Annotated in this window: 24 protein-coding genes and 1 pseudogene; 16 read left to right on the top strand and 9 right to left on the bottom strand. The window is 72.5% G+C overall.

All coding sequences use genetic code 11. The features are described 5' to 3' along the window. The first annotated feature begins 264 nt into the window (after positions 1-264). Positions 265-915, top strand: a complete 651-nt coding sequence (locus VAB18032_RS27720; RefSeq protein ID WP_013736252.1) for a C39 family peptidase — start codon at positions 265-267, stop codon at positions 913-915. A gap of 94 nt (positions 916-1,009) precedes the next feature. On the opposite strand, the gene VAB18032_RS27715 is transcribed toward VAB18032_RS27720, so the two are convergent. Continuing rightward, on the bottom strand, positions 1,010-1,912 hold the full coding sequence (locus VAB18032_RS27715; RefSeq protein ID WP_043725917.1) for an HhH-GPD family protein: 903 nt from the start codon (positions 1,910-1,912) through the stop codon (positions 1,010-1,012). Positions 1,913-2,009: 97 nt separating this feature from the next. Between VAB18032_RS27715 and VAB18032_RS27710 the strand changes: the two genes are divergently transcribed. From VAB18032_RS27710 to VAB18032_RS27700, 3 genes are all read left to right on the top strand, one after another. After that, positions 2,010-2,522: a glycine cleavage system transcriptional repressor gene (locus VAB18032_RS27710; RefSeq protein ID WP_013736250.1), complete on the top strand. Its 513-nt coding sequence runs from the start codon at positions 2,010-2,012 to the stop codon at positions 2,520-2,522. 23 nt (positions 2,523-2,545) lie between these two features. Further along, positions 2,546-3,106: a peptide deformylase gene (locus VAB18032_RS27705; RefSeq protein WP_043725914.1), complete on the top strand. Its 561-nt coding sequence runs from the start codon at positions 2,546-2,548 to the stop codon at positions 3,104-3,106. A 136-nt stretch (positions 3,107-3,242) separates the two neighbouring features. Continuing rightward, positions 3,243-3,965 carry a hypothetical protein gene (locus VAB18032_RS27700; protein ID WP_013736248.1) on the top strand — a complete coding sequence of 241 codons (723 nt, stop codon included), beginning with the start codon at positions 3,243-3,245 and terminating at the stop codon, positions 3,963-3,965. A gap of 7 nt (positions 3,966-3,972) precedes the next feature. Here VAB18032_RS27700 and disA read toward each other — a convergent pair whose 3' ends face one another. The 4 genes from disA to VAB18032_RS27680 all read right to left on the bottom strand — a co-directional run bounded on the left by disA (position 3,973) and on the right by VAB18032_RS27680 (position 8,534). After that, positions 3,973-5,151, bottom strand: a complete 1,179-nt coding sequence (gene disA / locus VAB18032_RS27695; RefSeq protein ID WP_013736247.1) for a DNA integrity scanning diadenylate cyclase DisA — start codon at positions 5,149-5,151, stop codon at positions 3,973-3,975. A gap of 107 nt (positions 5,152-5,258) precedes the next feature. After that, the gene (gene radA / locus VAB18032_RS27690; protein ID WP_043722151.1) at positions 5,259-6,710 is read right to left on the bottom strand and encodes a DNA repair protein RadA; all 1,452 of its coding nucleotides are present in this window, start codon (positions 6,708-6,710) and stop codon (positions 5,259-5,261) included. A gap of 103 nt (positions 6,711-6,813) precedes the next feature. Beyond that, positions 6,814-7,506, bottom strand: a complete 693-nt coding sequence (locus VAB18032_RS27685; RefSeq protein WP_043722147.1) for a hypothetical protein — start codon at positions 7,504-7,506, stop codon at positions 6,814-6,816. A gap of 140 nt (positions 7,507-7,646) precedes the next feature. Next, the gene (locus VAB18032_RS27680; RefSeq protein WP_050814660.1) at positions 7,647-8,534 is read right to left on the bottom strand and encodes a UbiA family prenyltransferase; all 888 of its coding nucleotides are present in this window, start codon (positions 8,532-8,534) and stop codon (positions 7,647-7,649) included. On the opposite strand from VAB18032_RS27680, the gene VAB18032_RS27675 reads away from it, so the two are divergent. From VAB18032_RS27675 to VAB18032_RS27660, 4 genes are all read left to right on the top strand, one after another. Continuing rightward, on the top strand, positions 8,533-9,270 hold the full coding sequence (locus VAB18032_RS27675; RefSeq protein ID WP_013736243.1) for a methyltransferase domain-containing protein: 738 nt from the start codon (positions 8,533-8,535) through the stop codon (positions 9,268-9,270). The genes VAB18032_RS27680 and VAB18032_RS27675 overlap by 2 nt on opposite strands. A 108-nt stretch (positions 9,271-9,378) precedes the next feature. Next, a complete protein-coding gene (locus VAB18032_RS27670) occupies positions 9,379-10,545 on the top strand; it encodes an acyl-CoA dehydrogenase family protein (RefSeq protein ID WP_043725911.1) in 1,167 nt (388 codons plus the stop codon). Between the two features lie 34 nt (positions 10,546-10,579). Beyond that, positions 10,580-11,629, top strand: a complete 1,050-nt coding sequence (locus VAB18032_RS27665; RefSeq protein ID WP_013736241.1) for a type III polyketide synthase — start codon at positions 10,580-10,582, stop codon at positions 11,627-11,629. Between the two features lie 28 nt (positions 11,630-11,657). Continuing rightward, entirely contained in the window at positions 11,658-12,275 is a 618-nt protein-coding gene (locus tag VAB18032_RS27660) for a hypothetical protein (protein WP_013736240.1), read from the top strand. Positions 12,276-12,286: 11 nt separating this feature from the next. Here the strand turns inward: VAB18032_RS27660 and VAB18032_RS27655 are convergent, their stop codons facing one another. Continuing rightward, positions 12,287-12,967 (bottom strand): hypothetical protein, encoded by a 681-nt coding sequence (locus VAB18032_RS27655; RefSeq protein ID WP_013736239.1) that lies wholly within the window; start codon positions 12,965-12,967, stop codon positions 12,287-12,289. Positions 12,968-13,447: 480 nt separating this feature from the next. Between VAB18032_RS27655 and VAB18032_RS27650 the strand changes: the two genes are divergently transcribed. From VAB18032_RS27650 to VAB18032_RS31935, 4 genes and pseudogenes are all read left to right on the top strand, one after another. Next, positions 13,448-13,933 (top strand): CarD family transcriptional regulator, encoded by a 486-nt coding sequence (locus VAB18032_RS27650; protein WP_007073334.1) that lies wholly within the window; start codon positions 13,448-13,450, stop codon positions 13,931-13,933. Between the two features lie 56 nt (positions 13,934-13,989). Then, positions 13,990-14,706 carry a 2-C-methyl-D-erythritol 4-phosphate cytidylyltransferase gene (ispD, locus tag VAB18032_RS27645; protein ID WP_013736238.1) on the top strand — a complete coding sequence of 239 codons (717 nt, stop codon included), beginning with the start codon at positions 13,990-13,992 and terminating at the stop codon, positions 14,704-14,706. Continuing rightward, positions 14,703-15,185: a 2-C-methyl-D-erythritol 2,4-cyclodiphosphate synthase gene (ispF, locus tag VAB18032_RS27640; RefSeq protein ID WP_043722137.1), complete on the top strand. Its 483-nt coding sequence runs from the start codon at positions 14,703-14,705 to the stop codon at positions 15,183-15,185. The genes ispD and ispF overlap by 4 nt, the downstream gene beginning before the upstream one ends. A gap of 9 nt (positions 15,186-15,194) precedes the next feature. Beyond that, positions 15,195-15,821, top strand: a pseudogene (locus VAB18032_RS31935) (tetratricopeptide repeat protein); the annotation flags it as partial. 914 nt (positions 15,822-16,735) lie between these two features. On the opposite strand, the gene VAB18032_RS27630 reads toward VAB18032_RS31935, so the two are convergent. After that, on the bottom strand, positions 16,736-17,899 hold the full coding sequence (locus VAB18032_RS27630) for a homogentisate 1,2-dioxygenase (RefSeq protein WP_013736235.1): 1,164 nt from the start codon (positions 17,897-17,899) through the stop codon (positions 16,736-16,738). 84 nt (positions 17,900-17,983) lie between these two features. Between VAB18032_RS27630 and VAB18032_RS27625 the strand changes: the two genes are divergently transcribed. The 4 genes from VAB18032_RS27625 to VAB18032_RS27610 all read left to right on the top strand — a co-directional run bounded on the left by VAB18032_RS27625 (position 17,984) and on the right by VAB18032_RS27610 (position 21,836). Next, positions 17,984-18,850 (top strand): hypothetical protein, encoded by an 867-nt coding sequence (locus tag VAB18032_RS27625; RefSeq protein ID WP_013736234.1) that lies wholly within the window; start codon positions 17,984-17,986, stop codon positions 18,848-18,850. Between the two features lie 8 nt (positions 18,851-18,858). Beyond that, positions 18,859-20,055, top strand: coding sequence for a fumarylacetoacetase (gene fahA, locus VAB18032_RS27620; RefSeq protein WP_043722132.1), 1,197 nt, complete (start codon positions 18,859-18,861; stop codon positions 20,053-20,055). A gap of 175 nt (positions 20,056-20,230) precedes the next feature. After that, the gene (locus VAB18032_RS27615; RefSeq protein WP_013736232.1) at positions 20,231-20,440 is read left to right on the top strand and encodes a DUF397 domain-containing protein; all 210 of its coding nucleotides are present in this window, start codon (positions 20,231-20,233) and stop codon (positions 20,438-20,440) included. 151 nt (positions 20,441-20,591) lie between these two features. Then, the gene (locus VAB18032_RS27610; protein ID WP_013736231.1) at positions 20,592-21,836 is read left to right on the top strand and encodes an outer membrane protein assembly factor BamB family protein; all 1,245 of its coding nucleotides are present in this window, start codon (positions 20,592-20,594) and stop codon (positions 21,834-21,836) included. A gap of 116 nt (positions 21,837-21,952) precedes the next feature. Here VAB18032_RS27610 and hisC read toward each other — a convergent pair whose 3' ends face one another. Together hisC and VAB18032_RS27600 are read right to left on the bottom strand one after the other, a co-directional pair. Next, entirely contained in the window at positions 21,953-23,053 is a 1,101-nt protein-coding gene (gene hisC / locus VAB18032_RS27605) for a histidinol-phosphate transaminase (RefSeq protein WP_013736230.1), read from the bottom strand. Beyond that, entirely contained in the window at positions 23,050-23,988 is a 939-nt protein-coding gene (locus VAB18032_RS27600; protein ID WP_043722128.1) for an RDD family protein, read from the bottom strand. Before VAB18032_RS27600 ends, hisC begins: the two co-directional genes overlap by 4 nt. Positions 23,989-23,991: the final 3 nt, after the last annotated feature.

Here is a 23,991-nt window from a genome sequence, read left to right as displayed (position 1 = left end):
CAGGCCGGCCCCATGGGCGGGCAGACGTTCCGAGGCGTCGGGCAGAGCCGCCAATGTTGTGGTGGCGGTCACGGTTTGCCAGGGCATGTGCGCCCACCAACAGCGGTTGTACGAGGGGTACGCGACGGCACCCACCGGGTGAGGCCGTTGCCGTCCGACAGCCGCCTTGCCGAATCACGCCGAGGCATGCTGCTACTTCCCTCCGACGCGATTCCGCACCCCTCCCCTTTCCGGGTGTCGTGTCGATCCCCGAGATGGAAGGCGATGACCATGACGACTCTGATCTACAAGGCCGCCCTGACCGTCGCCGGTGCCGTTGTCGCTGGTGGAGTGGTCGCCGGTCCGACCGGCGCAGTCGCCGCTTCCCCGAACCCCAGCCAGCAGGCCGCCGACCGCGGTCACGCCAAGGGTGAGCGGCAGCTCAAGGTGCGCTATCAGGCGCAACCCAACTACTACTACTGTGGCCCGGCCGCAGTGCGCAACGCGCTGACGGCCATGGACAAGGACGTCCCGCAGGACGAGTTGGCCCGGGAGATGGGCACCACCGAGCGGGGCACCGACTCCGCGTACGACATCACCAAGGCGCTCAACGAGCGGGTCGGTAAGGACGTCTACCGCACGGTGGAGATCCCCGGCCGGGCCGCTGACGGTGCCGAGACCGATCGGTTGCGGGCCGACATCGTCCGCGCGGTCGACGAGGGGCGCAGCGTGGTGGCCAACGTCGCCGGCACGGCGCTCGACCTCGACGGCGGGACGCACTCCTTCGAGGGCGGGCATTACGTCTCGGTGACCGGCTACCGGGACGGCGGCGCCCAGGCGAAGATCGCTGACTCCGCCGACCCGGCGAAGGCCGAGTACTGGATCGGCATCGAGGCGTTGGCCGACTGGGTCGCCACCCGCGGCTACTCCGCCTGACCCGTCAGCCACCTGATCCGCTAGCCGTCTGATCCGCCAGACATTCAGGGCCGGCCTCCATCCGGAGGCCGGCCCCGACGCGTCGGATCCGGGCTCAGCTCGGGACGGGTGCCGGTGGGCCGTCGCCGATCAGGCGGAAGGACGCCTCGCCGACCGGCTCGACCAGGCCGTCGGTGACCAGGCCGGCCAGCGCCCGAGCCCGTTGCACGTCGTCGTCCCAGACCTGGTCCAGGCGTTGGTGCGGCACCGGGCCGGTCGCCTCCCGGAGCACCCCGAGCAGCAGGCCGCGTACCTGGCGGTCGGTGCCCGCGTACCGCTGCGGTCGCCGGGTCGGCCCGGCCGGGGCGACCCGGCCCGAGGCACGCCAGGCGCAGATCGACTCCACCGGGCAGGCCGGGCAGCGGGGTGACCGGGCGGTGCAGATCAGCGCTCCCAGCTCCATGATCGCGGCGCTGGCCAGAGCGGCGGCAGCCGGCTCGACGGGCAGCAGTTCCTCGGTGGCGACCAGGTCGGCGGGGCGGGTCGCCGGGCCGGCGTCCGGCTCGCCGGCCACCGCGCGGCAGACCACCCGGCGTACGTTGGTGTCGACCACCGGATGCCGCTGACCGTACGCGAAGGCAGCCACCGCCCGGGCCGTGTACGTGCCGACGCCCGGCAGGGCGAGCAGTTGGTCCAGTCGGTCCGGCACCGCGCCACCGTGCCGCTCCACGATCGCCACCGCGCAGTCGCGCAGCCGGACGGCGCGCCGCGGATAGCCGAGCCGTCCCCACATCCGGATCGCCTCGGCCGGACTGTCCTGCGCCAGGGCGGCCGGGGTGGGCCAGCGATCCAGCCACGCGTGCCAGGCGGGCAGCACCCGGACCACCGGGGTCTGCTGGAGCATCACCTCGCTGACCAGGATCGCCCAGGGGCTGACGTCGGGTTTGCGCCAGGGCAGGTCCCGGGCGTTGTGTTCGTACCACCGGCTCACCAGTCCGGCGAATGTCGATTCCGTCATCGCGTCGCTGATGATGTCACGCGCGCCGGTTCCCACGATTGGACACCTCCGGGCGGGCCGTGGCCAGTGGCGACTGACGATCGGGGAGAATGCCCGGATGAACGAGCTCGCGATCACCGTCATCGGCCGGGACCGGCCCGGCATCGTGGCCGACGTCGCCGAGGTGCTCGCTCGGCTCGGGGCCAACCTCACCGACAGCACGATGACCCGGCTACGGGGGCACTTCGCGATGACCCTCATCTGCGTCGGTCCGTCGGCCGCGGAGGTCGAGGACGCCCTGGGCCCACTGACCGCCGACGGCCAGCTGCTGGCGACCGTACGGCAGGTGCGGCCGGACGGGGAGACCGTGCCCACCGGTGAGCGCTATGTCATGTCGGTGCACGGCGCGGACCGGATGGGCATCGTGGCCGCGATGACCCGCGCGGTGACCGTGGCCGGCGGCAACGTCACCGACCTGAGCACCCGGCTGGTCGGATCGCTCTACGTGGTCGTCGCCGAGGTCGATCTGCCGGCCGACGTCACCGGCACGCTTCCGGGCCAGCTGGCGGAGGTCGCCGCCGGCCTGGGCGTGGAAGTCACTCTCCGTCCCGCTGACCCGGATCTGCTGTGAGCGGGCAGGTGGGCGGGCCGGATCTGGACCCGCAGACACCGACGGGCCTCGGTGACTGGACACCGGAGCTGCTCGGCCCGGGTCAGGTGTTGCCGGTGGTCTCCGCGCCGCACCCGGTGCTCAGCCGGGCCGGTGCGCAGGTCGACCCGACCGCCGAGGAGACCGTACGGCTGGCGGCCGACTTGGTCGCCACGATGCGGGTGTCGCCGGGCTGCGTCGGGCTGGCCGCGCCTCAGGTGGGTGTGGGTGCGCAGGTGTTCGCGGTGGACGTGACGGGGCACGCCAAGGCGGTCACCGTGCACGGCACGTTCGTGCTCTGCAACGCCCGAGTGGTCGAGGCGACCCGATGGAAGGCGGGCCGGGAGGGGTGCATGTCGGTTCCCGATCTCACCGGGGACGTCAAGCGCGCCAGCCGGCTCGTGGTCGAAGGGGCGTTGCCCGGCAGCGGCGAGCAGGTCCGCCTGGTGACGGACGGTTTCGAGGCGCGCGCCCTGCAACACGAGATCGACCACTGCGCCGGGCTGCTCTTCCTGGACCGGGTGGCCGGCGCACACGCGATCTACCAGCGCAAGGTCTACCTCTGAACCGGCCGCGCCGGTACGAAGAGTGACGACCCCGGGTCGGGTCTGTCGACAGTGGAGGATGTGTTCCGATGGCTCCGGTCTGCCTCGGCGCGTCGTTACCGTCCGTCGCGCACGACGCCGCTACGGTGGGGGCATCATGCGTCTGACGGTCGGCCCCCTGCCTCCCGCCGTGTACTGGCGGCGTCGCGCCGTCGTGCTCGGCGCGGTCCTGCTTTTCCTGATTGTGCTGCTCTACTCGTGCAACGGCCCGCGTGGCGGCAACGATGCGACCGGAGGCAATCAGCCCGATCCGGGCGTCTCCGGCACTCCGGAGCCCACCGGTTCGGTGCTGACTCCGCAGACCGGTTCGCCGCCGCCATCGTCGGGTGACGCCGGTGCCGGTCCGGCCACACCGACCGAGACCCCCGGCCCCGGGTCGAGCCTGACCAACAACCCGCCGGCCGTCGCACCCGTGGCCGACGAGGGCACCTGCACGGACGCGGAACTCTCGGTGACCGCCGTGGCGCTGCCGGCGAAGGTGGTCCGGGGTGCCTCGGTGGACCTGCACCTGAAGGTCCGCAACCGGGCGGACCGGACGTGCAATCGGGATGTCGGTGCGACCGCGCAGGAGATCTACATCAAGTCCGGTGCCGAGGTGGTCTGGTCGTCGGACACCTGCGGCACCGCCGCCGGGTCGGACGTGCAGTCCTTCACCTCGGGCTTTGAGCGTTCGTACCAGGTGGGCTGGAACGGCAAGGACAGCAGCCGGTGCGCCAACGGGCTGGCGAGCGGGGAAACCCCGCCCGCCGGGACGTACGAGGTCTTCGCTCGGGTGGGCACCAAGCTGAGCCAGCCGGTCAAGCTCGTCCTCACCGACTGAGCGAGCGTCAGACGTACCGCTCCAGGATGGACGCCTCGGCGAGGCGGGACAGCCCTTCGCGTACGCCTCGGGCCCGGGCGTCGCCGACGCCCTCGACGGCCTGCAGGTCCTCCACGGTGGCGCCGAGCAGCCGCTGGAGGCTGCCGAAGTGCACCACCAGCCGGTCCACCACGGCCACCGGCAGTCGGGGCACCTTGGCCAGCAGTCGGAAGCCGCGAGGGCTGACCGCCGCGTCCAGCGCGTCGGAGGCGGCCGGGTAGCCGATGGCCTTGGCGACCGAGACCAGGTCGATCAGCTCGGTGGCGGTGAGCAGGTCCAGCTCGACCAGGGCCTCGTCGAGCGTGCGGGGCTTCCGACCGGTCGGCAGGTAGTCCCGGATGACAAGCGTACGGTCGGCGTCCACCCCGGCCATCAACTCGTCGAGCTGGAGGGCGAGCAACCGGCCGTCGGTGCCCAGCTCCACCACGTAGCCGGCGATCTCGTCGGCGATCCGGCGGACCATCTCCAGCCGCTGCACCACGGCCACCGCGTCACGTACGGTGACCAGGTCCTCGATCTCCAGCGCCGAGAGCGTGCCGGAGACCTCGTCCAGCCGGAGCTTGTAGCGCTCCAGGGTGGCCAACGCCTGGTTGGCGCGGGACAGGATCGCCGCCGAATCGTCGAGCACGTGCCGTTGCCCGTTGACGTAGAGGCTGATGATCCGCATCGACTGGCTGACCGAGATCACCGGGTAGCCGGTCTGCCGGGCGACCCGCTCGGCGGTGCGGTGCCGGGTGCCGGACTCCTCCGTCGGGATGGTCGGATCGGGCATCAGGTGCACCGCGGCGCGGACGATCCGGGTGCCGTCACTGGACAGCACCACCGCGCCATCCATCTTGCACAGCTCGCGGACCCGGGTGGCGGAGAACTCGACGTCGAGCGGAAAACCGCCGGTGCACAGCCCTTCGACCACCTTGTCGTAGCCGAGCACGATCAGCGCGCCCGTCCGCCCGCGCAGGATGCGTTCCAGACCGTCGCGCAGTGCGGTGCCGGGTGCCATCAGGGCCAGATTGGCGCGCAGCGGATCGCCGGCGCTGCCACCCCCGGTCACGCTGATGCTGATCGGACGGGCGGGCGAGCCCACGGCGCCGGTGCGGGCGTGGGGCGTCGCGCCGGCAGGCTTGGTGGTATCGCGGTCGACTGGCACGGGCACAGTCTACGGACTGCCGTGCGGTGGGTGCTCCTGTGGTTACTGTGATGTGTCACGATCCGTCCCTCCGTCCGGGCCGGGCGGAATCACCCGGGACGTGGCTTTCATTCCGCCGATGCCCGGGCTGCCGCCTGAAGCGCCGAACGGACGTTGTCGACCTCGATCACCCGCATCTGGTCGGGACCGGCACCGGTGCTGGTCGGCCCGCAGCCCGGTGGCACCAGGGCCAGCCGGAAGCCGAGCCGGGCCGCCTCGGTCAGCCGGCGGGGCACCGCGCCGACCCGGCGTACCTCACCGGTCAGACCGACCTCGCCGATCGCCACGAGGTGGGGTGCGATGGCCAGGTTGAGGCCGCCGGAGGCGACGGCGAGCGCGACCGCCAGGTCTGCCGCCGGCTCCACCACCCGGATGCCCCCGACGGTGGCCGCGAAGACCTCCCGGTCGTGCAGGGTGAGCCGTTCGGTGCGGCGTTGCAGCACCGCCAGCACCATCGCCAGACGGGCCGAGTCCAGACCGGAGACCGTACGCCGGGGGGAGCCGGCCACCGTGGCACCGATCAGCGCCTGCACCTCGGTGACCAGAGCCCGCCGCCCCTCCATCGCCACCGTCACGCAGGTGCCCGGCACCGGCTCGGCGTAGCGGGTGAGGAACAGCCCGGACGGGTCGGCGAGGCTGCTGATGCCGCCCTCGTGCATCTCGAAGCAGCCCACCTCGTCGGCCGCGCCGAAACGGTTCTTGACCCCGCGCACCATCCGCAGCGACGAGTGCTTGTCGCCCTCGAAGTGCAGCACCACGTCGACCAGGTGCTCCAGCACGCGAGGGCCGGCCACCTGACCGTCCTTGGTGACGTGGCCGACCAGCACGGTGGCGATGCCGCGCTCCTTGGCGACCGAGACCAGCGCGGCGGTGACCGCCCGCACCTGGGTGACCCCGCCGGGCACCCCCTCGGTGCCGGTGGTGGAGATGGTCTGCACCGAGTCGAGCACCAGCAGGCCGGGCTTGACGGCGTCGAGGTGACCGAGCACCGCCGCCAGGTCGCTCTCGGCGGCCAGGTAGAGCTGGTCGTGCAGGGTGCCCATCCGTTCGGCCCGCAGCCGCACCTGGCTGACCGACTCCTCGCCGCTGACCACCAGCGACGGGCTGCCCGCGCCCGCCGCCCACTGCTGGGCGACGTCGAGCAGCAGGGTCGACTTGCCGACACCGGGCTCACCGGCGAGCAGCACCACCGCCCCCGGCACCAACCCGCCGCCGAGCACCCGGTCGAGCTCGCTGACGCCGGTGGGCCGGGCCCGGGCGGGTGCCGCGCTGATGGTGGCGATCGGCCGGGCCGGCTCGGCGGGCATCCGAGAGCTGACCACCCGTCCCGACACGGTGGGACCGGTGATCGTGCACTCGATCACCGAACCCCATTCGCCGCATTCGGGGCAGCGTCCCACCCACTTCGGTGGCTGGTGGCCGCAGGCGTCGCACTCGTACGCGGGCCGGGGCTCGCGGCCGGCAGCCTTGCTGCGCCCACCGGCGGTGCCTCGGGCCGGAGTCGATCGGGAGATGCTCACCCCAGCGACGCTAACCCCCGGGTACGACGACGGCGCCGCCGGCATGGGGTCACCACGCCGGCGGCGCCGAAATTCGGTCGGGCGGGACCTGCCGCCCGGTGGGTCAGTGGCCGCCTTCGCCCTCGAACTCGGTGTGCCGCTCGATGATGGGCGAGGGCGGCGGCGGCGGGGTGAGCGGCACGGCCACCGGGGCCGGGCTGGTGATCTGGTCGCCGCCACCGAAGTCGAAGTTGACTGTGACGTTCTGGCCCGCGAGCAGGGCCCCGTTCAGCCCGATGAGCTGGAGCACCCGGTCACCCTCGGTGTTCAGCTGCACGTAGCTCAGCGGCGGGATCTCGATCCGGGCCGGCTGGGTGTCCGGCGACGAGGTCGGGTCCGGCGAGGGCGAGCCGTCGGGCGACGGGGAGCCGGTCGGCGAGGGCGAGCCGGTCGGCGACGGGCTGGCGGTGGGCGACGGGCTGGTCGCCGCGCGGACCGTGGTGAGCACGACCTCGCGGGCGTCCGGCGAGGTGACAGTCACGGTGACCGGGTTGTGCGTGTCGTTGTAGAAGACCGCGTTCAGCACCGCGTTGTCGCCGGCCTGGTAGCCCTCGACGCCGGGGTACGCGACCAGCACGCCCAGCACGCCGTACTTGCCCTCGGCGCCCTCAAGGTTGACGCCCTGGACCGACGGCACCTTGTTGGCCGTCTCGGAGATCTGGCCGGCGCCGCACCCGGACAGCAGCAGCGCCGCTGCCGCCGCGATTCCGGGCAGCAGTACGGCAGCTCGCCGGGATCCCCTGATCGAGCGCGTCACGTCGGTCCTCCTCGTCACGATCACTACCCGGCTAACCCGCCGGACCCGCTGGCCATGCCCGCGCAGACCGCGCTCCAGGGTAGTTGGAGCTGATCGTGGCCCGCACGCCGACCCGGCGCAGCCACCTGCCAGGGTGAGGCTCAGACCAGCCGACCGCTCGTGACCAGCAGCACGACATCGATCAGCGCTACCAACATCATCGCCCGGAAGGCGGCCACCGGGCGGACACCCGCTCGTTCGGCGCTGCGACCGGCGTACCAGGCGCTTGCGGTGATCATCAGGGCGGCGGCGACGGTCGCGAGGCCCACGCCCGACGGCGGGCCGGGCGGGCCGAGCACCAGCGTGCCGGTCGCCGCGACCAGCAGCCCGACGGCCGCCAACCGGCTCCCCGCCGGACCCAGCCGGTGTGGCAGTCCGCGCACTCCGGTCCGGGCGTCGTCGGCGAAGTCGGGCAGCACGTTGGCGAAGTGTGCGCCCGCGCCGAGCAGAGCTGCGGCGGCGACCAGCCAGAGGGGCGGGGCGGGTGCGCCGGGCAGGGCCAGGACCACGAAGGCGGGCAACGCGCCGAAGGAGATCGCGTACGGCAGCACCGAGACCGCCGTCGACTTCAGCGGCCAGTCGTAGAGCAGGGCCGAGACCAGCCCGATGGTGGCGCAGAGCGCGGCCACCGGGTTCGTGGTCAGCGCCAGCGCGACGGTGGTGGTGGCGGCCACCGCCGCGGCCACCGCCACCAGCCGGCGGCTGACCAGCCCGGCCGCGACAGGTTTGTCGGCGCGGCCGACCAATGCGTCCCGGTCGGCGTCGACCAGATCGTTGGTCCAGCCGACGGCGAACTGACTGGCCGCCACGGTGATCGCCACCGTGGCGATGCCCTGGGGCGGGTGACCGATGCCGACGGCGAGCAGGGCGGCCACTGTGGTGACTGCCGCCGTCGGCTCCGGATGGCTCGCCCTGACCAGCCCTAACACCGTCGACGACATAACGGAAGTCTGGTCGTTACCCGTCAGTCGTGCCACGCTCGATGTCATGCGTGATGCCGGCCTGAGCCTGCCCCGCAACGATCCGCGCCAGTACGACGACCTGGCCGGGGAATGGTGGCGGCCGGACGGCGCCTTCGCCATGCTGCACTGGCTGGCCCAGGCTCGGGCGGCCCTGGTGCCCCCGGCGGCGCGTCCCGGCGCGCTCCTGGTCGACCTCGGTTGCGGTGCCGGACTGCTCGCCCCGCACCTGGTCGGCAAGGGTTACCGGCATGTCGGGGTGGACCTGACCCGCTCGGCGCTGATCCAGGCGGCCGACCACGGTGTGACAGTGGTCAACGGTGACGCCACGGCGGTGCCGCTCGCCGACGGCTGCGCCGACGTGGTCGCCGCCGGTGAGCTGCTGGAACACGTCCCGGACTGGCGCGCCGCGGTCGCGCAGGCGTGCCGGTTGCTGCGACCGGGCGGCCTGCTCGTGCTCGACACGCTCAACGACACCGCCCTGAGTCGGCTGGTCGCGGTCCGGATCGCCGAGCGGCTGCCGACCGTGCCGCGTGGCATCCACGACCCACGGTTGTTCGTGGACGATCGTGAGTTGGTCGCCGAGTGCGCCCGACACGGGGTGGACCTGCGGGTGCGTGGCGTCCGCCCGGCCGTGCCCGGCCTGCTGCGCTGGTTGCTCCGCCGGGCTCGCGGCATCGAGACGCCGTCCGGCCAGGTGCCGCGCATCGTGCCGACCGCGTCGGCCGCCGTGCTCTACCAGGGGCACGGGGTACGCGACGGATAGCGGAACTCGACGGGGGTATGGGGATGGCCGAGGAGGGTTCCATGAACGAGCGTCATCGGGTGGGTGATCGGCGGGGCGCGGTGGTCCGCGCCGGTGCGGAGCGCCGGCATGGGTGAAGCGGGGGCGGCTGCGGCTCGCAGGTTGGCGCCCCGGTTGGCGGCTCGGGCCGCCGAGCATGACCAGGCCGGCTCGTTCCCGGCCGATGACTTCGCCGATCTGCGCGCGGCCGGGCTGTTCGGGTTGATGGTCCCCGCCGAGCTGGGTGGTGCGGGCGCCACCTTCGCCGAGTACGCGGCCGTTGCCACCGAGTTGGCCCGGGGCAACGGTGCGACGGCACTGGTGTTCAACATGCACGCCTCGGTCACCGGCGCGCTGGGGGCGGTCACCGAGGAACTGGCCGAGGCGCTCGGCGTACCGCCGGAGGCACTTGCCGCCCGGGACCGGTTGCTGCGGGCGGCGGCCGACGGGGCGTGGTACGCCGTCGCGATGAGCGAACGCGGCGCCGGCGCCCGACTGTCCCAGCTCAGCACGGTGTACGAGCCGGTCGACGGCGGCTGGCGGATCAAGGGCAGCAAGACGTTCTGTTCCGGTGCCGGTCACGCCGACGGCTACCTGGTGGCCGCCCGGAGCGCGACCGACCCGTCGATCGTCTCGCAGTTCCTGGTCCCGGCGGGGGAGGGTCTCACCGTCGAACCGACCTGGGATTCCCTGGGCATGCGGGCCACCGCCTCGCACGACCTGCACCTGGACGTCACGGTGCCGGCCGATCGGCTGCTCGGCGGGGTGGAGGGTCTGGCCCTGGTGGTCGCCCAGCTCATGCCGCACTGGCTGGTGGCCAGCTACGCCGCCGTCTACGTCGGGGTGGCCCGGGCGGCGATCGACGCGGCGGCGGAGCACCTCAACGCCCGCAACCTCGCCGGCCTGCCGGCGGTACGCGCCCGCCTCGGTCGGGCCGACGCCGCCGTGGCGGCGGCACAGTTGACGGTGGCCGAGGCGGCCCGCCGGGTCGACGAGGCACCCGGTGACGCGGAGACCAACCGCTGGGTGTGGCGGGCCAAGCTGCTGGCCGGTACGACCGCCGCCGACGTGGCGGCATCCGTGCTGGAGGCGGCGGGCACCTCCGCCACCCGACGTGGCCATCCGCTGGAGCGCCTCTACCGGGACGCCCGGTGCGGGTCGCTGCATCCGGCCACCTCTGACGTCTGTGCCGACTGGCTCGGTGTCGCCGCCCTCGGTGGTGACCCGGACCGTGAGGGCTCGGCCCCTCGTTGGTGAGGGTGGTAAGTCCGACCAGAAGGAGGGTGAAGCCGTGTCGGTACCGGTGATCGCGGGCCTGGGCACGGCTTCGCCGCCGTCGGCGGACCAGGACGAGTTGTGGGAGCGGTTCTTCTCCCGGCACTACTCCGGCAGCACCCGGGCGCTCGCCGAGCGGATCTTCGCGAACTCGGGGGTCGACCGGCGACAGGCCGCGGTCAACCCGTTGATCGAGGACGTCTCCGACTGGCCGACCGAGCGGCGGATGCGTCGTTACCAGGTCGAGGCGCTGCCGCTGGGCAAGGAGGCGGTCGGCCGGGCGTTGACCAGCGCCGGGCTGGCGGCCGGTGACATCGGGCTGTTCGTCGTCTGTTCCTGCACCGGGTACGCGACGCCGGGGCTGGACATCCTGCTCGCCCGGGACCTGGGCATGGCGCCGTCGACCCAGCGGATGTTCGTGGGTCACATGGGTTGCTACGCGGCGTTGCCCGGGCTGGGCGCGGCGAGTGACTTCGTGACCGCGCGGGGACGGCCGGCGCTGCTGCTCTGCGCCGAGCTGACCAGCCTGCATCTGCAACCGTCGTCGGCGAGGGTGGACACCCAGCAGATCATCTCGCACGCGCTCTTCTCGGATGCCGCCGTCGCCGCCGTGGTGGTTCCCGGCGGCCGTGGGTACGCGGTGCGCTCGGTCACCTCGGTCACCGACTCGTCCACCGCCGACCACATGACCTGGGACGTGACCGACACCGGCTTCCGGATGGGGCTGTCCCCCAAGGTGCCGCAGGTGCTCTCGGCACACGTCCGGGGGCTGGTCGACGAGCTGCTGACCAGCCACGGCAGCCAGCTGTCCGACGTCGACGGCTGGGCGGTGCACCCGGGGGGGCCGCGCATCCTCAACGTGGTCGAGCGGGAGCTGGCCCTGGCCCCTGCCGCCTTGGCCGCCTCGCGGCAGACCCTCGCGGAGCACGGCAACTGCTCGTCCCCCACCGTGCTGCTGATCCTCGACCGGCTGTTGCGGTACGCGCCGTCGCCCCGTCGAGTGGTGATGCTCGCCTTTGGACCCGGGTTGACCCTTTACGCAGCGTTGCTGGAGCGTCACGTCTGAGCGGTACGACGGCGGCTACCCTTTAGGCGTGGACGTCGATGCCATCTACCGCTTGCGCGGCGCCTTGCTGGTCGGCGTCGGCGTCGTCGCGTTGGCCCTGGGCGGCTGGTGGTGGCGGGTGGAAGCCCCGGCGTCGCCGCCGGCGGGGGAGCGCATCGAGGCCGCGTCGGAGGATTCCTTCTGGCAGGAGGATCGGATCGACCGGAGCAGGTTCCGACAGGAGCCGGGCGCATCCTCGTCGATCGTGATCGAGTCCACCACCGGCACGGTACTTGTGGACCCGCACACCGGGCAGGTGATCGGGACGGTCTCCGAGAGCGACGCCGGCCCCGGTGCGGGACGGGGCACCGGTCGACAAGCGGCGGTGTGGACCGAGCGGGCATCGCTGGACGCGGGCACGGCGCTGGCCCGGGAGTCCCGGCTCGATCGCGGCGAGCGGAACGTGTTGATCTTCAGTTGCACCGGTCCCGGCGAGTTGCTGGTCACCGTCGTCGGCGCCAGAGCGGGCGATCCGATGACGGTGGGCTGCGACGGCACGGTGATCACGACGGAGATGGTCGGCACGGGCGCGAACGTGACAGTGCTGTTCTCCACCGCCGGTGCGGCGTCGCTGCAACTGGTGGCCCGCCTGGTCGACCCGTCCTGAGCGGGCGGGCTTCAGCCGGCCAGGGCGGTCAGTTCCCGCTGGTAGTCGGCGATCGAACCGACCTCGGGGACCACCAGCACGATTCGACCGGTGCGGTCGGCGAGCAGGGCGGTGACCGTGTCCGGGCGGGCCGGCAGGTGCAGGAAGGCGCGCAGTCCCCCGGCCGGGTCGCCGAGGGCGCGTGCGTCGCTGCCCGCAGGCGCTGCTCGGGGGCGTTGTGCCCCGACGGTGACGACGGTGACGCCGACGGGTGCCGCTGCGGCCGCCTCGGTGACCCGGTGCGGGCAGGCGCACCCGTCCACCAGCAGCACCACCGCCGGCAGCAGCCCACGCAGCGGCACCGGCGACTGTTCGGCGTCGACGAGGTCCAGCGCGGGCAACGCCCTGCCGTTGAACTGGGCGGGTGTGGGTTCGGGCCCGGCCGTGGTCGGTTCGGGAGTGCCCCGGCCGGCCCGGGGCCAGGTGACGGTGATCAGGCCGGCGACGGTGGCGATGACCGCGACGAGCAGCACCAGCACGGGCACCGTCGGGGGTCGCCACCGACGGGATCGGCTCACCACCTGCGTACGCAGCTCACGGCGGACCTGTTCGGCCTCGGCGGCCAGCGCGGAGGCGTCGTCCGGCACGACCACCCGACCCCACTCGGGAGGCAGGTCGGGCAGCCCGGGACCGTCGGCGTCAGCCTTGCCCATCACGACCCCCTGGTGCTTCCTGGGTACGCGGACAGTGGCCTCTCCAGCGTCCCGTACTGTGCCCGGTCCCGCTACCGCTGCCCACACTTGGGTACGGCGGGATATCATGGGGTGGGTGCGTAGCCTTTGATCTCTGGTTACTTGATCTTTGAGTGCCTGATCATTGGGTGTCTGAGCAATGAGGTACTTGATCTCTGGCGTGGGCGAAATCGCTGACGTAGAGGTATTGGTCTGCAGACGTATTGATCATTGGTGGGTTGATCATTGACGGGCACGCCGAGGTTCACGGCTTTTTCGTCAGCCATGCCCGATCGGTCATGTTCAGATTACAGAGCGTGCTCGAATCATCGGATCGGTCATATGTCAAGCCGAAGAAAGACCTCTCACAGGGCCCCTGAGCTGCGCCAACGGTCAGGACAGCGGTGAGACATCGGTGCCTGAGCGTGTTACCCTAGACACAGCGAAAGGGGTTTCGAACCTATGGTTTTCAGTGTCGGCGAGACCGTTGTTTACCCCCACCACGGGGCCGCACTCATCGAGGCAATCGAGACTCGGGTCATCAAGGGCGAGCCCAAGCAGTACCTCGTCCTGAGGGTCGCGCAGGGTGACCTGACGGTCCGGGTGCCTGCCGAGAACGCCGAGATCGTGGGTGTGCGCGAGGTGGTGGGCGAAGAGGGCCTCGGCAAGGTCTTCGACGTTCTCCGGGCTCCGCACACCGAGGAGCCGACCAACTGGTCGCGACGTTACAAGGCGAATCTGGAGAAGCTGGCCTCCGGCAATCCGCTGAAGGTGGCCGAGGTCGTCCGCGACCTGTGGCGCCGGGAGCGGGAGCGGGGCCTTTCCGCAGGTGAGAAGCGCATGCTCGCCAAGGCCCGGGACATTCTCGTCGGCGAGGTCGCGTTGGCCGAGAAGAGCACCAAGGACGAGGCGGAGACGCTGCTCGACAAGGTGCTGACCGAGGCCTAGTCCGCACAGCATCGTCGTACCCACTTCGTAGCGAAGAAACCATCGAGGACCGCGACGTGACCGCGCAGCTGAATCCGCGCGGTGACGTCGCGGTCCTCGTGCCTGCGGCCGGTGCCGGCGTACGCCTCGGCCCCGGTCGACCCAAGGCGCTGCGGCTGTTGGCCGGGGAACCGCTGCTGGTGCACGCGGTCCGCCGGCTGGCCGCCGCCGCGTCGGTGCACACCATCGTGGTGGCCGCCCCGATCGCCGAGGTCGCGGCCGTACGTGAGCTGCTCGCCCCGATCGCCCCGGTCACGGTGGTGCCCGGTGGGGCCGAACGGCAGGAGTCCGTGGCCGCCGCCCTTGCCGCCGTGCCCGTCGGGCCCGACATCGTCCTGGTGCACGACGCGGCCCGCGCCCTGACCCCGCCCGCCCTGGTGGAGTCGGTGGCCGCCGCGGTGCGCTCGGGCCACGACGCGGTCATCCCGGTGCTGCCGGTGGTCGACACGATCAAGGAAGTCGACGCGGACGAGCTGGTGCTCGGCACCGTCGACCGGCGAGCGCTGCGGGCGGTGCAGACCCCGCAGGGGTTCCGCAGGTCGGTCCTGGCCGCCGCGCACGCCGCCGCCGGTGACGCGTTGACCGACGACGCCGGGTTGGTGGAGAAGCAGGGCGTACCGGTGTTCTGTGTGCCCGGCTCGGATCACGCCCTGAAGATCACCCGCCCCTTCGACCTCGCGCTGGCTGAGCACCTGCTGGCGACCGGTCTCCGGACGCGTACCCTCAATTCATGATCGTTCCTCGGGTGGCCATCGGCACGGACGTGCACGCTTTCGAGGCCGGCCGACCCTGTTGGGTGGCCGGCCTGCACTGGCCGGGCCAGGACGGTCTGGCCGGGCACTCCGACGCGGACGTGGCCGCCCATGCCGCCTGCAACGCGCTGCTCTCCGCCGCCGGGCTGGGCGATCTAGGCGCGAACTTCGGGGTGGACCAGCCGGAGTGGTCCGGGGCGAGCGGGGTACGTCTGCTGGCCGAGTCCGCGCGCCGGGTCCGCGCCGCCGGCTTCGCCATCGGCAACGTGTCCGTGCAGGTGGTGGGGGTACGACCCAAGATCGGCCCACGTCGGCAGGAGGCCGAGCAGGTGCTGTCGGAGGCGGTCGGCGCCCCGGTCACCCTCTCCGCCGCGACCACCGACGGGCTGGGTTTCACCGGGCGCGGCGAGGGACTCGCCGGCATCGCGGTGGCCTTGGTGTACGCCCAGCCGAGCGCCTAGGCTCGCGCGATGTCCGCCGACGTCCCCGCCGACCCGCCCGCCGCCGACGGCTACCTGCAGCGCGCCACCCTCCTCGCCGAGTTGGGCCGCTATGACGAAGCGGTCGGTGAGCTCGGGTTCGCGCTCGCCCTCGACCCCGTCCACGTGGAAACGCTTGTCATGCTCGCCCGGGTGCACCTGGCCGCGGACCGGCCCGTCGAGGCGTTGGCCGCCGCCGAATCCGCCGCTGCCGCCGCACCGGGGCAGGTTCCCCCGCTCGTCCTGCGTGGCCTGGCTCTCGGCGACCTGGAACGGTACGGCGAGGCCGCGCGTACCGCCGACGAGATCCTGGCCCTGGGCCCGCAGGACGCGTACGCCCAACGCAGCGCGGCGGCGATCCTGGCGGGTTCCCGCAATGGCCAGCCGGCCCTGAACGCCGCCTGGCACGCGGTGGAGTTGGCACCCGAGGAACCGCAGGGACACCTGGTGCTGGGCCTGGTGGCGGCGAACATGCGAATGTTCGATCTCGCCGAGCGGGCCTACCGGGAGGCGTTGCGACTGGATCCGCGACTTGCCGAGGTGAGCGAGGACGTCGGCGTGCTGCGGTTGGAGCAGCGACGCTGGAGCGCCACGCTGGAGCGACTGGCCGAGGCCGCCGTGCCGACGCTGCCGCCGACCGATCCCCGCCGGACCGAGGTGAACCGTCCGGAACAGGCTCCCGACGATCTGCCCCGGCAGGGCCCGCACCCGTCCAGCGGTCCGGGCACCGACCAGCAGCCCGGCCGGCCGACCGAGGGTCGTACCGGGCCGGGCGGGTCGGCCGACGGGGGTACCTGGCCGAGTGGGTCGGCCGACGGGGGTACCTGGCCGAGTGGGTCGGCCGACGGGGGTACCTGGCCGGGCGGGACACCTGCGGGGTGGGACACGCCCAGCGGCGAGCGCCGCCCGGGGCCCGGTCCTCAGGACGGTGGGGAGCAGCCGAGCCACGGTGGGGCCGAGTTCCCCGAGCCGGGCCGGTTCGGCGGGCCGGTGGATGCGGGCCGGGCCGGCACCGGTCCGTTCGTCGCGCGTCGTCCGGTGCCGGCGGCGCTGCGGCAGTTCGTGCTCTGGGGGGCCGGCTGGTCGATGGTGGCCGCCCTCGTGATCGCCTGTTCGGCGACCACCGGTTCCGGGTTCTCCCGGTTCATGGCGGTACTGGCGGCCGTCGGCGGGGGCATCGTGCTCTGGCGGCACGCGTCCCGGCTGCCCGGCCTGACCCGGACGGTGCTGCCCGTACTGCAGCGAACCGACCGTCCGCTGGTCCTGGCCGTGTACGCGGCAGCCGCCGCGCCCGCGCTGATCCTGCTCTACGCCCTGGTCGGCACGCCCTGGCCGCTGGTGCTCTCCATCGGCATCGCCACCGTCGCCCAGTTGACGATCGTCTCGCGTCCGGTGGCCTGAGCCCCGCCGTCGCCGTGCGGCAGGCAGCGGGGCTGCGTTGGTGCGACGTGCGCAGCCCAACGCCGGCGACCTGGCGCGTTAACAAGGGGCCCCTTCACCTCGCGAGGCGTTAACAAGGGGCCCTTCCTTCGTCAGCGGCGGGACCAGGTCCAGGCGTAGGCGTCGTCCTCGCAGTCGGCTGCCGCGTCGCACAGGTCGAGCGGGCGGAAGGTGTCGACCATGACGGCCAACTCGTCGAAGAACTCGACGCCGATCGAGCGTTCCGCGGCACCGGGCTGGGGGCCGTGGGTGAAGCCGGACGGGTGCAGCGAGATGGAACCCTGCTCGATGCCGGATCCGCGCCGCGCCTCGTAGTTGCCGCCGGTGTAGAAGAGCATCTCGTCGGAGTCGACGTTGTGGTGGTGGTACGGCACCGGGATGGCGTCCGGGTGGTAGTCGACCTTGCGGGGGACGAACGAGCAGATCACGAAGTTCGGGCCCTGGAAGGTCTGGTGCACCGGTGGCGGCTGGTGGATCCGGCCGGTGATCGGCTCGAAGTCGTGGATGGAGAAGGCCCACGGGTACATGTGACCGTCCCAGCCGACCACGTCGAACGGGTGGTTGGCGTAGACGTGGCGGGTCCAACCGCGCCGGTGGCGGACCAGCACCTCGACGTCGGTGCCGTCGACCAGCAGCGGCGCGTCCGGCCCCCGGACGTCCCGCTCGCAGTACGGCGAGTGTTCCAGGAACTGGCCGCGTACGGAGAGGTAGCGCTTGGGCGGGCCGATGTGACCGGTCGCCTCGACGGCCAGCAGCCGGGTGGGGGTGTCGCCGGTGGGCACCAGTCGGTGCACCGTCGAGGTTGGAATGATCACGTAGTCGCCGGCCACCGCGTCCAGTACGCCGAAGGTCGACTCGACCCGCAGGGTGCCCGCCTCGACGTACAGGCAGTGGTCGCCGGTGGCGTCGCGGAACAGCGGGGACGGCTGGTCGGCGAGCACGTAGGCGATGCGTACGTCGTCGTTGGCGAGCAGGTAACGCCGACCCAGGATCGGGTCGGCCCCGGTGCCGTCGAGCTTGTGGGTGCGCAGGTGCCGGGGCTTGAGCGGCAGGTTGGGCACCCGGGTCACGGCCGGCGGGGTGAACTCCTCGGCGGCGACGATCGCGGTCGGGGCGTACCGGTGGTAGAGCAGGGAGGAGTCGGAGGAGAAGCCCTCCTGGCCCATCAGCTCCTCGGTGTAGAGGCTGCCGTCGGGCTGCCGGAACTGGGTGTGGCGCTTGCGCGGCAGTTCGCCGACGCTGCGGTAGTACGGCATGTCGCCTCCCGGTCACCAGCTCGATGCGTCCGATTATCGGACGCTGTTGTCCGCTCCTTGTAGCGTCCCGTACATTCTTGTCTCGTGTCAACGCAACTGCCCGCACTCGTCGCCGGCCTGGTCGACGATGCCGCCGTCTTCCCGCCGGGCAGCGCGTCGCTGCCCGACGCCGTCGCCGCCCACAGGCGACACCGCGCCGACTGGTACGCCGATCTCGTCGGCCCGTTGCTGCTGCCTGCCTCGAAGGTCGCGGCGGGCGAACTGAGCGGGCTGGTCGACCCGGCCGAGGGCTTCGTGATCGGGCTGATCGGCGACACCGGCCTCGACCGGCTGCCCCTCGCGCTGTCGTTCCTGCCGCCGCTCGGAGTGGCCGTCCGGCAGGTGGAGGCCCCGGTCGCCAAGCGGGGCGAGGACCCGCAGCCCGGCCTGGCCGAGCTGTTCAAGCTCACCGAGCGGCTGGCCGACGTCGCCGTCTTCGCGGAGATCCCGTTGACGTTCGGGCTGACGGCCGCCCTGGACACGCTGGCCGAGGCGCGCTCCCGTGGGCTGCCGGTCGCCGCCAAGTTCCGTACCGGCGGGTTGGCCGCCGAGCTGTTCCCCACTCCCGCCGAGCTGGCCGCGGTCATCTGCGCCTGCCGGGACCGGCAGCTGCCGTTCAAGCTGACCGCCGGGCTGCACCACGCGGTGCGCCACCTCGACCCGGAAACCGGCATCACCCATCACGGCTTCGCCAACGTGCTGGCCGCGACGCTGGCCGCCGCCGAGGGGGCCGGGGTGGGGACGGTGACCGAGCTGCTCACCGTCCGTGACGAGCGGCCGCTGGTGCAGCAGTTCGAGGGCCGGCACGACCTGGCGCGTCCGCTGTGGGTGGGCTTCGGCTCGTGCAGCATCGTGGAACCACTTACCGATCTGATCCGGCTGGGGCTGGTGAACGGGAGAAATCAGGCATGAGCGAGCGAGTGAGCTGGGTGGCGGGCGCGGAAGGGTCCGGTTTCGGCATCCAGCACCTGCCGTACGGGGTGTTCCGGGTCGGCGACGGGGAACCGCGCATCGGCGTACGCATCGCAGACGTGGTCCTGGACCTGGCCGCCGCGGAGGCCGCCGGTCTGGTGCTGGCCGGCGGGGCGCTGCGCGAGCCGACGCTCAACACGTTCCTGGCGCTGGGGCGTCCGCAGTGGACAGCGGTACGGCAGCGGATCACCGAACTGCTCACCGACCCGGCCCACCGGGCCGCCGTGGAGCCGCTGCTGGTGTCGCTGGAGCAGGTACGGATGGAACTGCCCATCGAGGTCGCCGACTACGTGGACTTCTACTCCTCCGAGCAGCACGCCTCGAACGTCGGCCAGATCTTCCGGCCCGGCCAGCCGGCCCTGCTGCCCAACTGGAAGCACCTGCCGATCGGCTACCACGGGCGGGCCGGCACCGTGGTGGTCTCCGGCACCCCGGTGGTACGCCCGCAGGGCCAGCGCCCGAGCAACGACGGGCCGGTCTTCGGCCCGTCGGTACGCCTCGACATCGAGGCCGAGGTCGGGTTCGTGGTCGGCGTACCGAGTCCGCTCGGCGCCCGGGTGGCCGTCGCCGACTTCGCCGAGCACGTCTTCGGCGTGGTGCTGGTCAACGACTGGTCGGCCCGGGACATCCAGGCGTGGGAGTACCAGCCGCTGGGCCCGTTCCTGGGCAAGTCGTTCGCCACCTCGATCGCCGCCTGGGTGACCCCGCTGGACGCGCTGCGGAGCGCGTACGTCGCCGCGCCGGAGCAGGACCCGTCGGTCCTCGACTACCTGCGCGACGAGCCGCACGTCGGGCTGGACCTGCGGTTGACCGTGCACTGGAACGGCGAGACGGTCAGCGAGCCGCCGTTCGCCGGGATGTACTGGACACCGGCCCAGCAGTTGGCCCACCTGACCGTCAACGGCGCCGCACTGCGTACCGGTGACCTCTACGCCTCCGGCACCGTCTCCGGTGACCGGCGCGACCAGGTCGGCTCGTTCCTGGAGCTCACCTGGGGCGGCGCCGAGCCGGTGACCGTGGGTGGGGCGGAACGCACCTTCCTGCTCGACGGCGACACCGTGACCATCACCGCCACCGCACCCGGACCGGACGGCTCCACCATCACGTTGGCCGAGGTTACGGGCACGATCGTGCCGGCTCGCTGACCCCTTTCCGACAGGTCTCCCGCTATCGCACCGGCTGTGCGAACGAGTCCCGTCACCGCTCGTTGATCGCCTCGGAATTCCGTCGCCACGTCGCGCCGGGCCGCCCGGCGCCCCCCCGTTCCGGTCGGTCCGGTCGCGGCGGGGCGGCATGTCGAAGCCGAGGGAGATGACGACGATGCACGATCTCGTGGGCGCGGTCTGGCGTACCAGCAGCCGCTCCAATGACCAGGGGCTCTGCGTGGAGGTGGCCGACAACCTGGCCCGCCGCCGCGGTGTGGTGGGTATACGTGACTCCAAGGACCAGGCCGGGCCGGTGCTGATGGTCAGCCCTCGGGGCTGGAGCGCGTTCGTCGGTGCGATCCGCGACGGCGACTTCGCCCGCTGACCGCCCAGGGTCTCCGGGGCGGACGATCTGCCCCGGGGCCCCGCATCATGATCTCGCCGGGTCGGCTGCCGCCCTCCGCCGTAGCGCAGCCTGACCGCAGCATCCGGGCCGTTCCGACTGGTGGGTAGGGTGCCGGGCGGGGAGGTACGGCATGGGGTGGACGACGGGGCAGCGGCGGATCGTGGCAGCGGTGGCGGCGACCGGGGTCGCGGCGGCACTCGCGCTCGTCGCGTACCGCGTCCTGGCGCCGGCCGAGGTCAGCACCGCTGCCCGAGGCGACCACCCCGCGCGCAGCCAGCCGGCACCCGGGGTGGTGGGCCGGCTGCCGGCCGCCCCGCTGATCGTGGACGGCCGGCTGCGGGTGTACGCGGCACAGCGCCAGGTCTACGCCGATCAGCCGGCCGACGGTCGGCACCGGAGCACGCCGTACTGGTCGTACCGCCGGTGGCCGGCGACGGTGGACGCGGTGGTGGCGAGCGGTACGACTGTGGTGAGCCGGTGGTCCGACGGCAAGCTGGTGGCCCTCGACGCGCGTACCGGGCAGGTCATCTGGCGCGCGGACGGCCCCGAGCCGGACCGGGAACGGGTCACCCGACGGACCGGGTCGGCGATCGTCTGGCAGCCGCGTGGCGTCTCCGTGGTCCGGACGGCCGACGGCCGGGATACGGTGGTGACCTCCGGTTCCGGCGAGGTGCGGGCTGTGGACCTGGCCGGCGGCGCGCAGCTGTGGCAGGCCGAGGTGGGGCGTGGTTGCCGGGAGCCGGTCGGTGGCAGCGCCGACGGCCAACTGCTCACCCTGGACCGCTGTGCCGGGCCGACGGTTGTCGAGTTCCGGGACGTGGCGACCGGGAAGGTGGGCGACCGGTGGCGTCCTCCGGCCGCCGGTGACGAGCTGACGGCGACCCTGATCGGCTGCGCTCCGACGGGCTGCGCGGCCTTGCGTACCGCCGGTCCGGACGACATGTCGGCCCGGGGTTGGTTGCTCGGCTCCGGTGAGCCGGTTGCGGCTCCGGTGCTCGACGCAGCGGACGCCGAACTGCTCGACGGGACGGCCGTCACCTTGACGGACGGGCTACTCGTCGGCCGCGCGGTGCGTAACGGCACTGAGCGCTGGCGGGCGTCGGTCGGGCCGGGCCGGTTGATCGCCGTTCAGTCCGACCGGGTGCATGTGTTGACCGCAGGGAACGAGCTGGTCACGTTGGATGCGGCCAGCGGCCGTGAGCTGTCCCGGTTCATCCTGAACGTGGGCTCCGACGGCACCGGGTGGCTGCCCGGGGCGGTGCACGCAGCCGACGGATACGTCGCGGTGGAGCGGCTGCGGCGGCCGGTCGACCTCGATGGGGACGATCACACTTATTACTTCACCGCAGAACCGGTGATCATCGCCGCGACCTGATCAGCGCGCAAATATCCGCAAAGCGGACAAAGAAGACATAAGCTGCTGGTGGTGGGTTTCCGGGCCGGTCCGCTGGGGGATGGCGGACCGGCCCGGTACGGCCTCGGGAGCCGGGCTCAGCCCAGCGCGGCCTCGGCGGCGGCCAGGAAGGCGTCGTTCTCGGCCGGGGTGCCGATGGTGACCCGGACTCCGTCACCCGGGAACGGCCGGACGATCACACCCCGAGCCTCGCACGCCTTGCCGAACTCCAGCGCCCGCTCGCCCAGCGGCAGCCAGACGAAGTTCGCCTGGCTGGCGGGCACGTCCGGGATCAGCTTGCGCAGCGCCTCGGTGACCCGCTCCCGCTCGGCCACCACGAGGGCGCACCTCCGCTCCATCTCGTCGGCCTGAGCCAGCGCGGCCAACGCCCCGGCCTGCGCCGCCATGCTGCTGGAGAAGGGGGTGACGACCTTGCGTACCGCCGCTGCCACCTGCGGCTGGGCGACCAGGAAACCGATCCGCAGACCGGCCAGCCCCCAGGCCTTGGACAGCGTGCGCAGCACCGCCACGTTGGGCCGGTCGGCGTAGGTGAGCCCGTCGGGCACCTCCGGGTCGGTGACGAACTCCCGGTACGCCTCGTCGATCACCACCAGCACGTCGTCCGGCACGTCGTCCAGGAAGCGGTCCAACTCCGCCCGACGGAGAGCGGTGCCGGTCGGGTTGTTGGGGTTGCAGACCAGGATCATCCGCGTCTGGTCGGTCACCGCCGCGGCCATCGCCGCCAGGTCGTGCCCGTGCCCGGCGTCGTTGGGCACCTTCACGCTTGTCGCGCCGCTTGTCGCCGCGATGATCGGGTACGCCTCGAACGACCGCCACGCGTAGACCAGCTCGTCACCGGGCAGGCAGGTGGCGCGTACCAGGTGCTCGGCCAGCGCCACCGAGCCGCAGCCGGTGGCGATCCGGTCGGGGTCCACGCCGTACCGGTCGGCCAGCGCCTGGCGCAGTGCCACCACGCCCATGTCCGGGTAACGGTGCACCCCGGCGGCGGCCTCGGCGACCGCCTCCACCACACCGGGCAGCGGGCCGTACGGCACCTCGTTGCTGGCCAGCTTGATGGCCTCCGGCAGACCCAGTTCGCGAGCCAGGTCGGCCGGGCTGCGGCCGGGCACGTAGTTGGGCAGCGCGTCGAGGTCGGCACGGGTCAGCCGCACTGTCGGCTGGCGTCCGGTGTCGGTCATGGGGCATCTCCGGGTGGGTTGGCGCCGTCGGCGGGGGTACGGGGAACCTTGACCACCACGGTCTGCGCCCGCTTGTCGTGCAGCGCCTGTCGCAGCGGGTGGTCGAAGAGCGGGGAGAGTGCGTCGATCAACTGGAGCAGCAGACCGAGGCCGCAGCAGTACCAGAGCAGGGTGGGCAGACCGAGGGTGTTCCACCGACGCAGCGCGCGGCCGAAGCCGAGCGGGGCGTCCGCCTCGACCGGTACCGCCCGGATGCCCATCAGCCGCTTGCCGAAGCTCTGCCCGCTGGCCGCCATCGACGGCACCTCGTACGCCAGCCAGAGCATCGTGGCGATCAGCAGGATCACCACGATCAACGACCCGGTCTGGTCGCCGGCCTGCGGCAGCGGTTCGGTGTTGCGTTCCGGGTTCTGCAGGCGGCGGCCGAACTCGTTGAGCGGCACCGAGATCTCGTCCAGCAGGCGTGCGACGAACCAGCCGTTGACCAGCACGTTGAGCAGGAACACGATGCCGAAGTCGATGAGTCTGGCGCCGAGTCGAGCGCCGAAGCCGGCCAGCGGCATACCGTGCGGCCGGGGCTCCGGTGGACGTCCGGGCCAGGTCGGGTACGGCCAGCCGGGCGGTGGGCCGTGCCGCGGATCGCTGGCCGGCGGCCACTGTTGCCAGCCAGCGGGTGGGGGATGTCCCGGGGGTGGGCCGCCGACCGGTGTGCCGGGCGGGGTGGTCGGTGTGCCGGGCGGGGTGCCTGGTGTGCTCGACGGGGTGGCCGATGTCACCGGCTCGGGTTCCGGTGTCGGTTCGGGCTCGGGCGGGGGTGGGCCCTCGGGTGGGGTGGCGTCGACCGGGATGGGCGCGCCGATCCAGCCCTCGCCGTCCCAGTATCTGCGGGTTTGCGGGTCGGCGGGGTCGACGTACCAGCCGGGTGCCACGCTCACGTC

It is taken from the genome of Micromonospora maris AB-18-032 (assembly GCF_000204155.1).
GTDB lineage: Bacteria > Actinomycetota > Actinomycetes > Mycobacteriales > Micromonosporaceae > Micromonospora > Micromonospora gifhornensis.
Note: the sequence above shows the minus strand (reverse complement) of the source record. Positions and strands in the feature narration are given on the sequence as shown.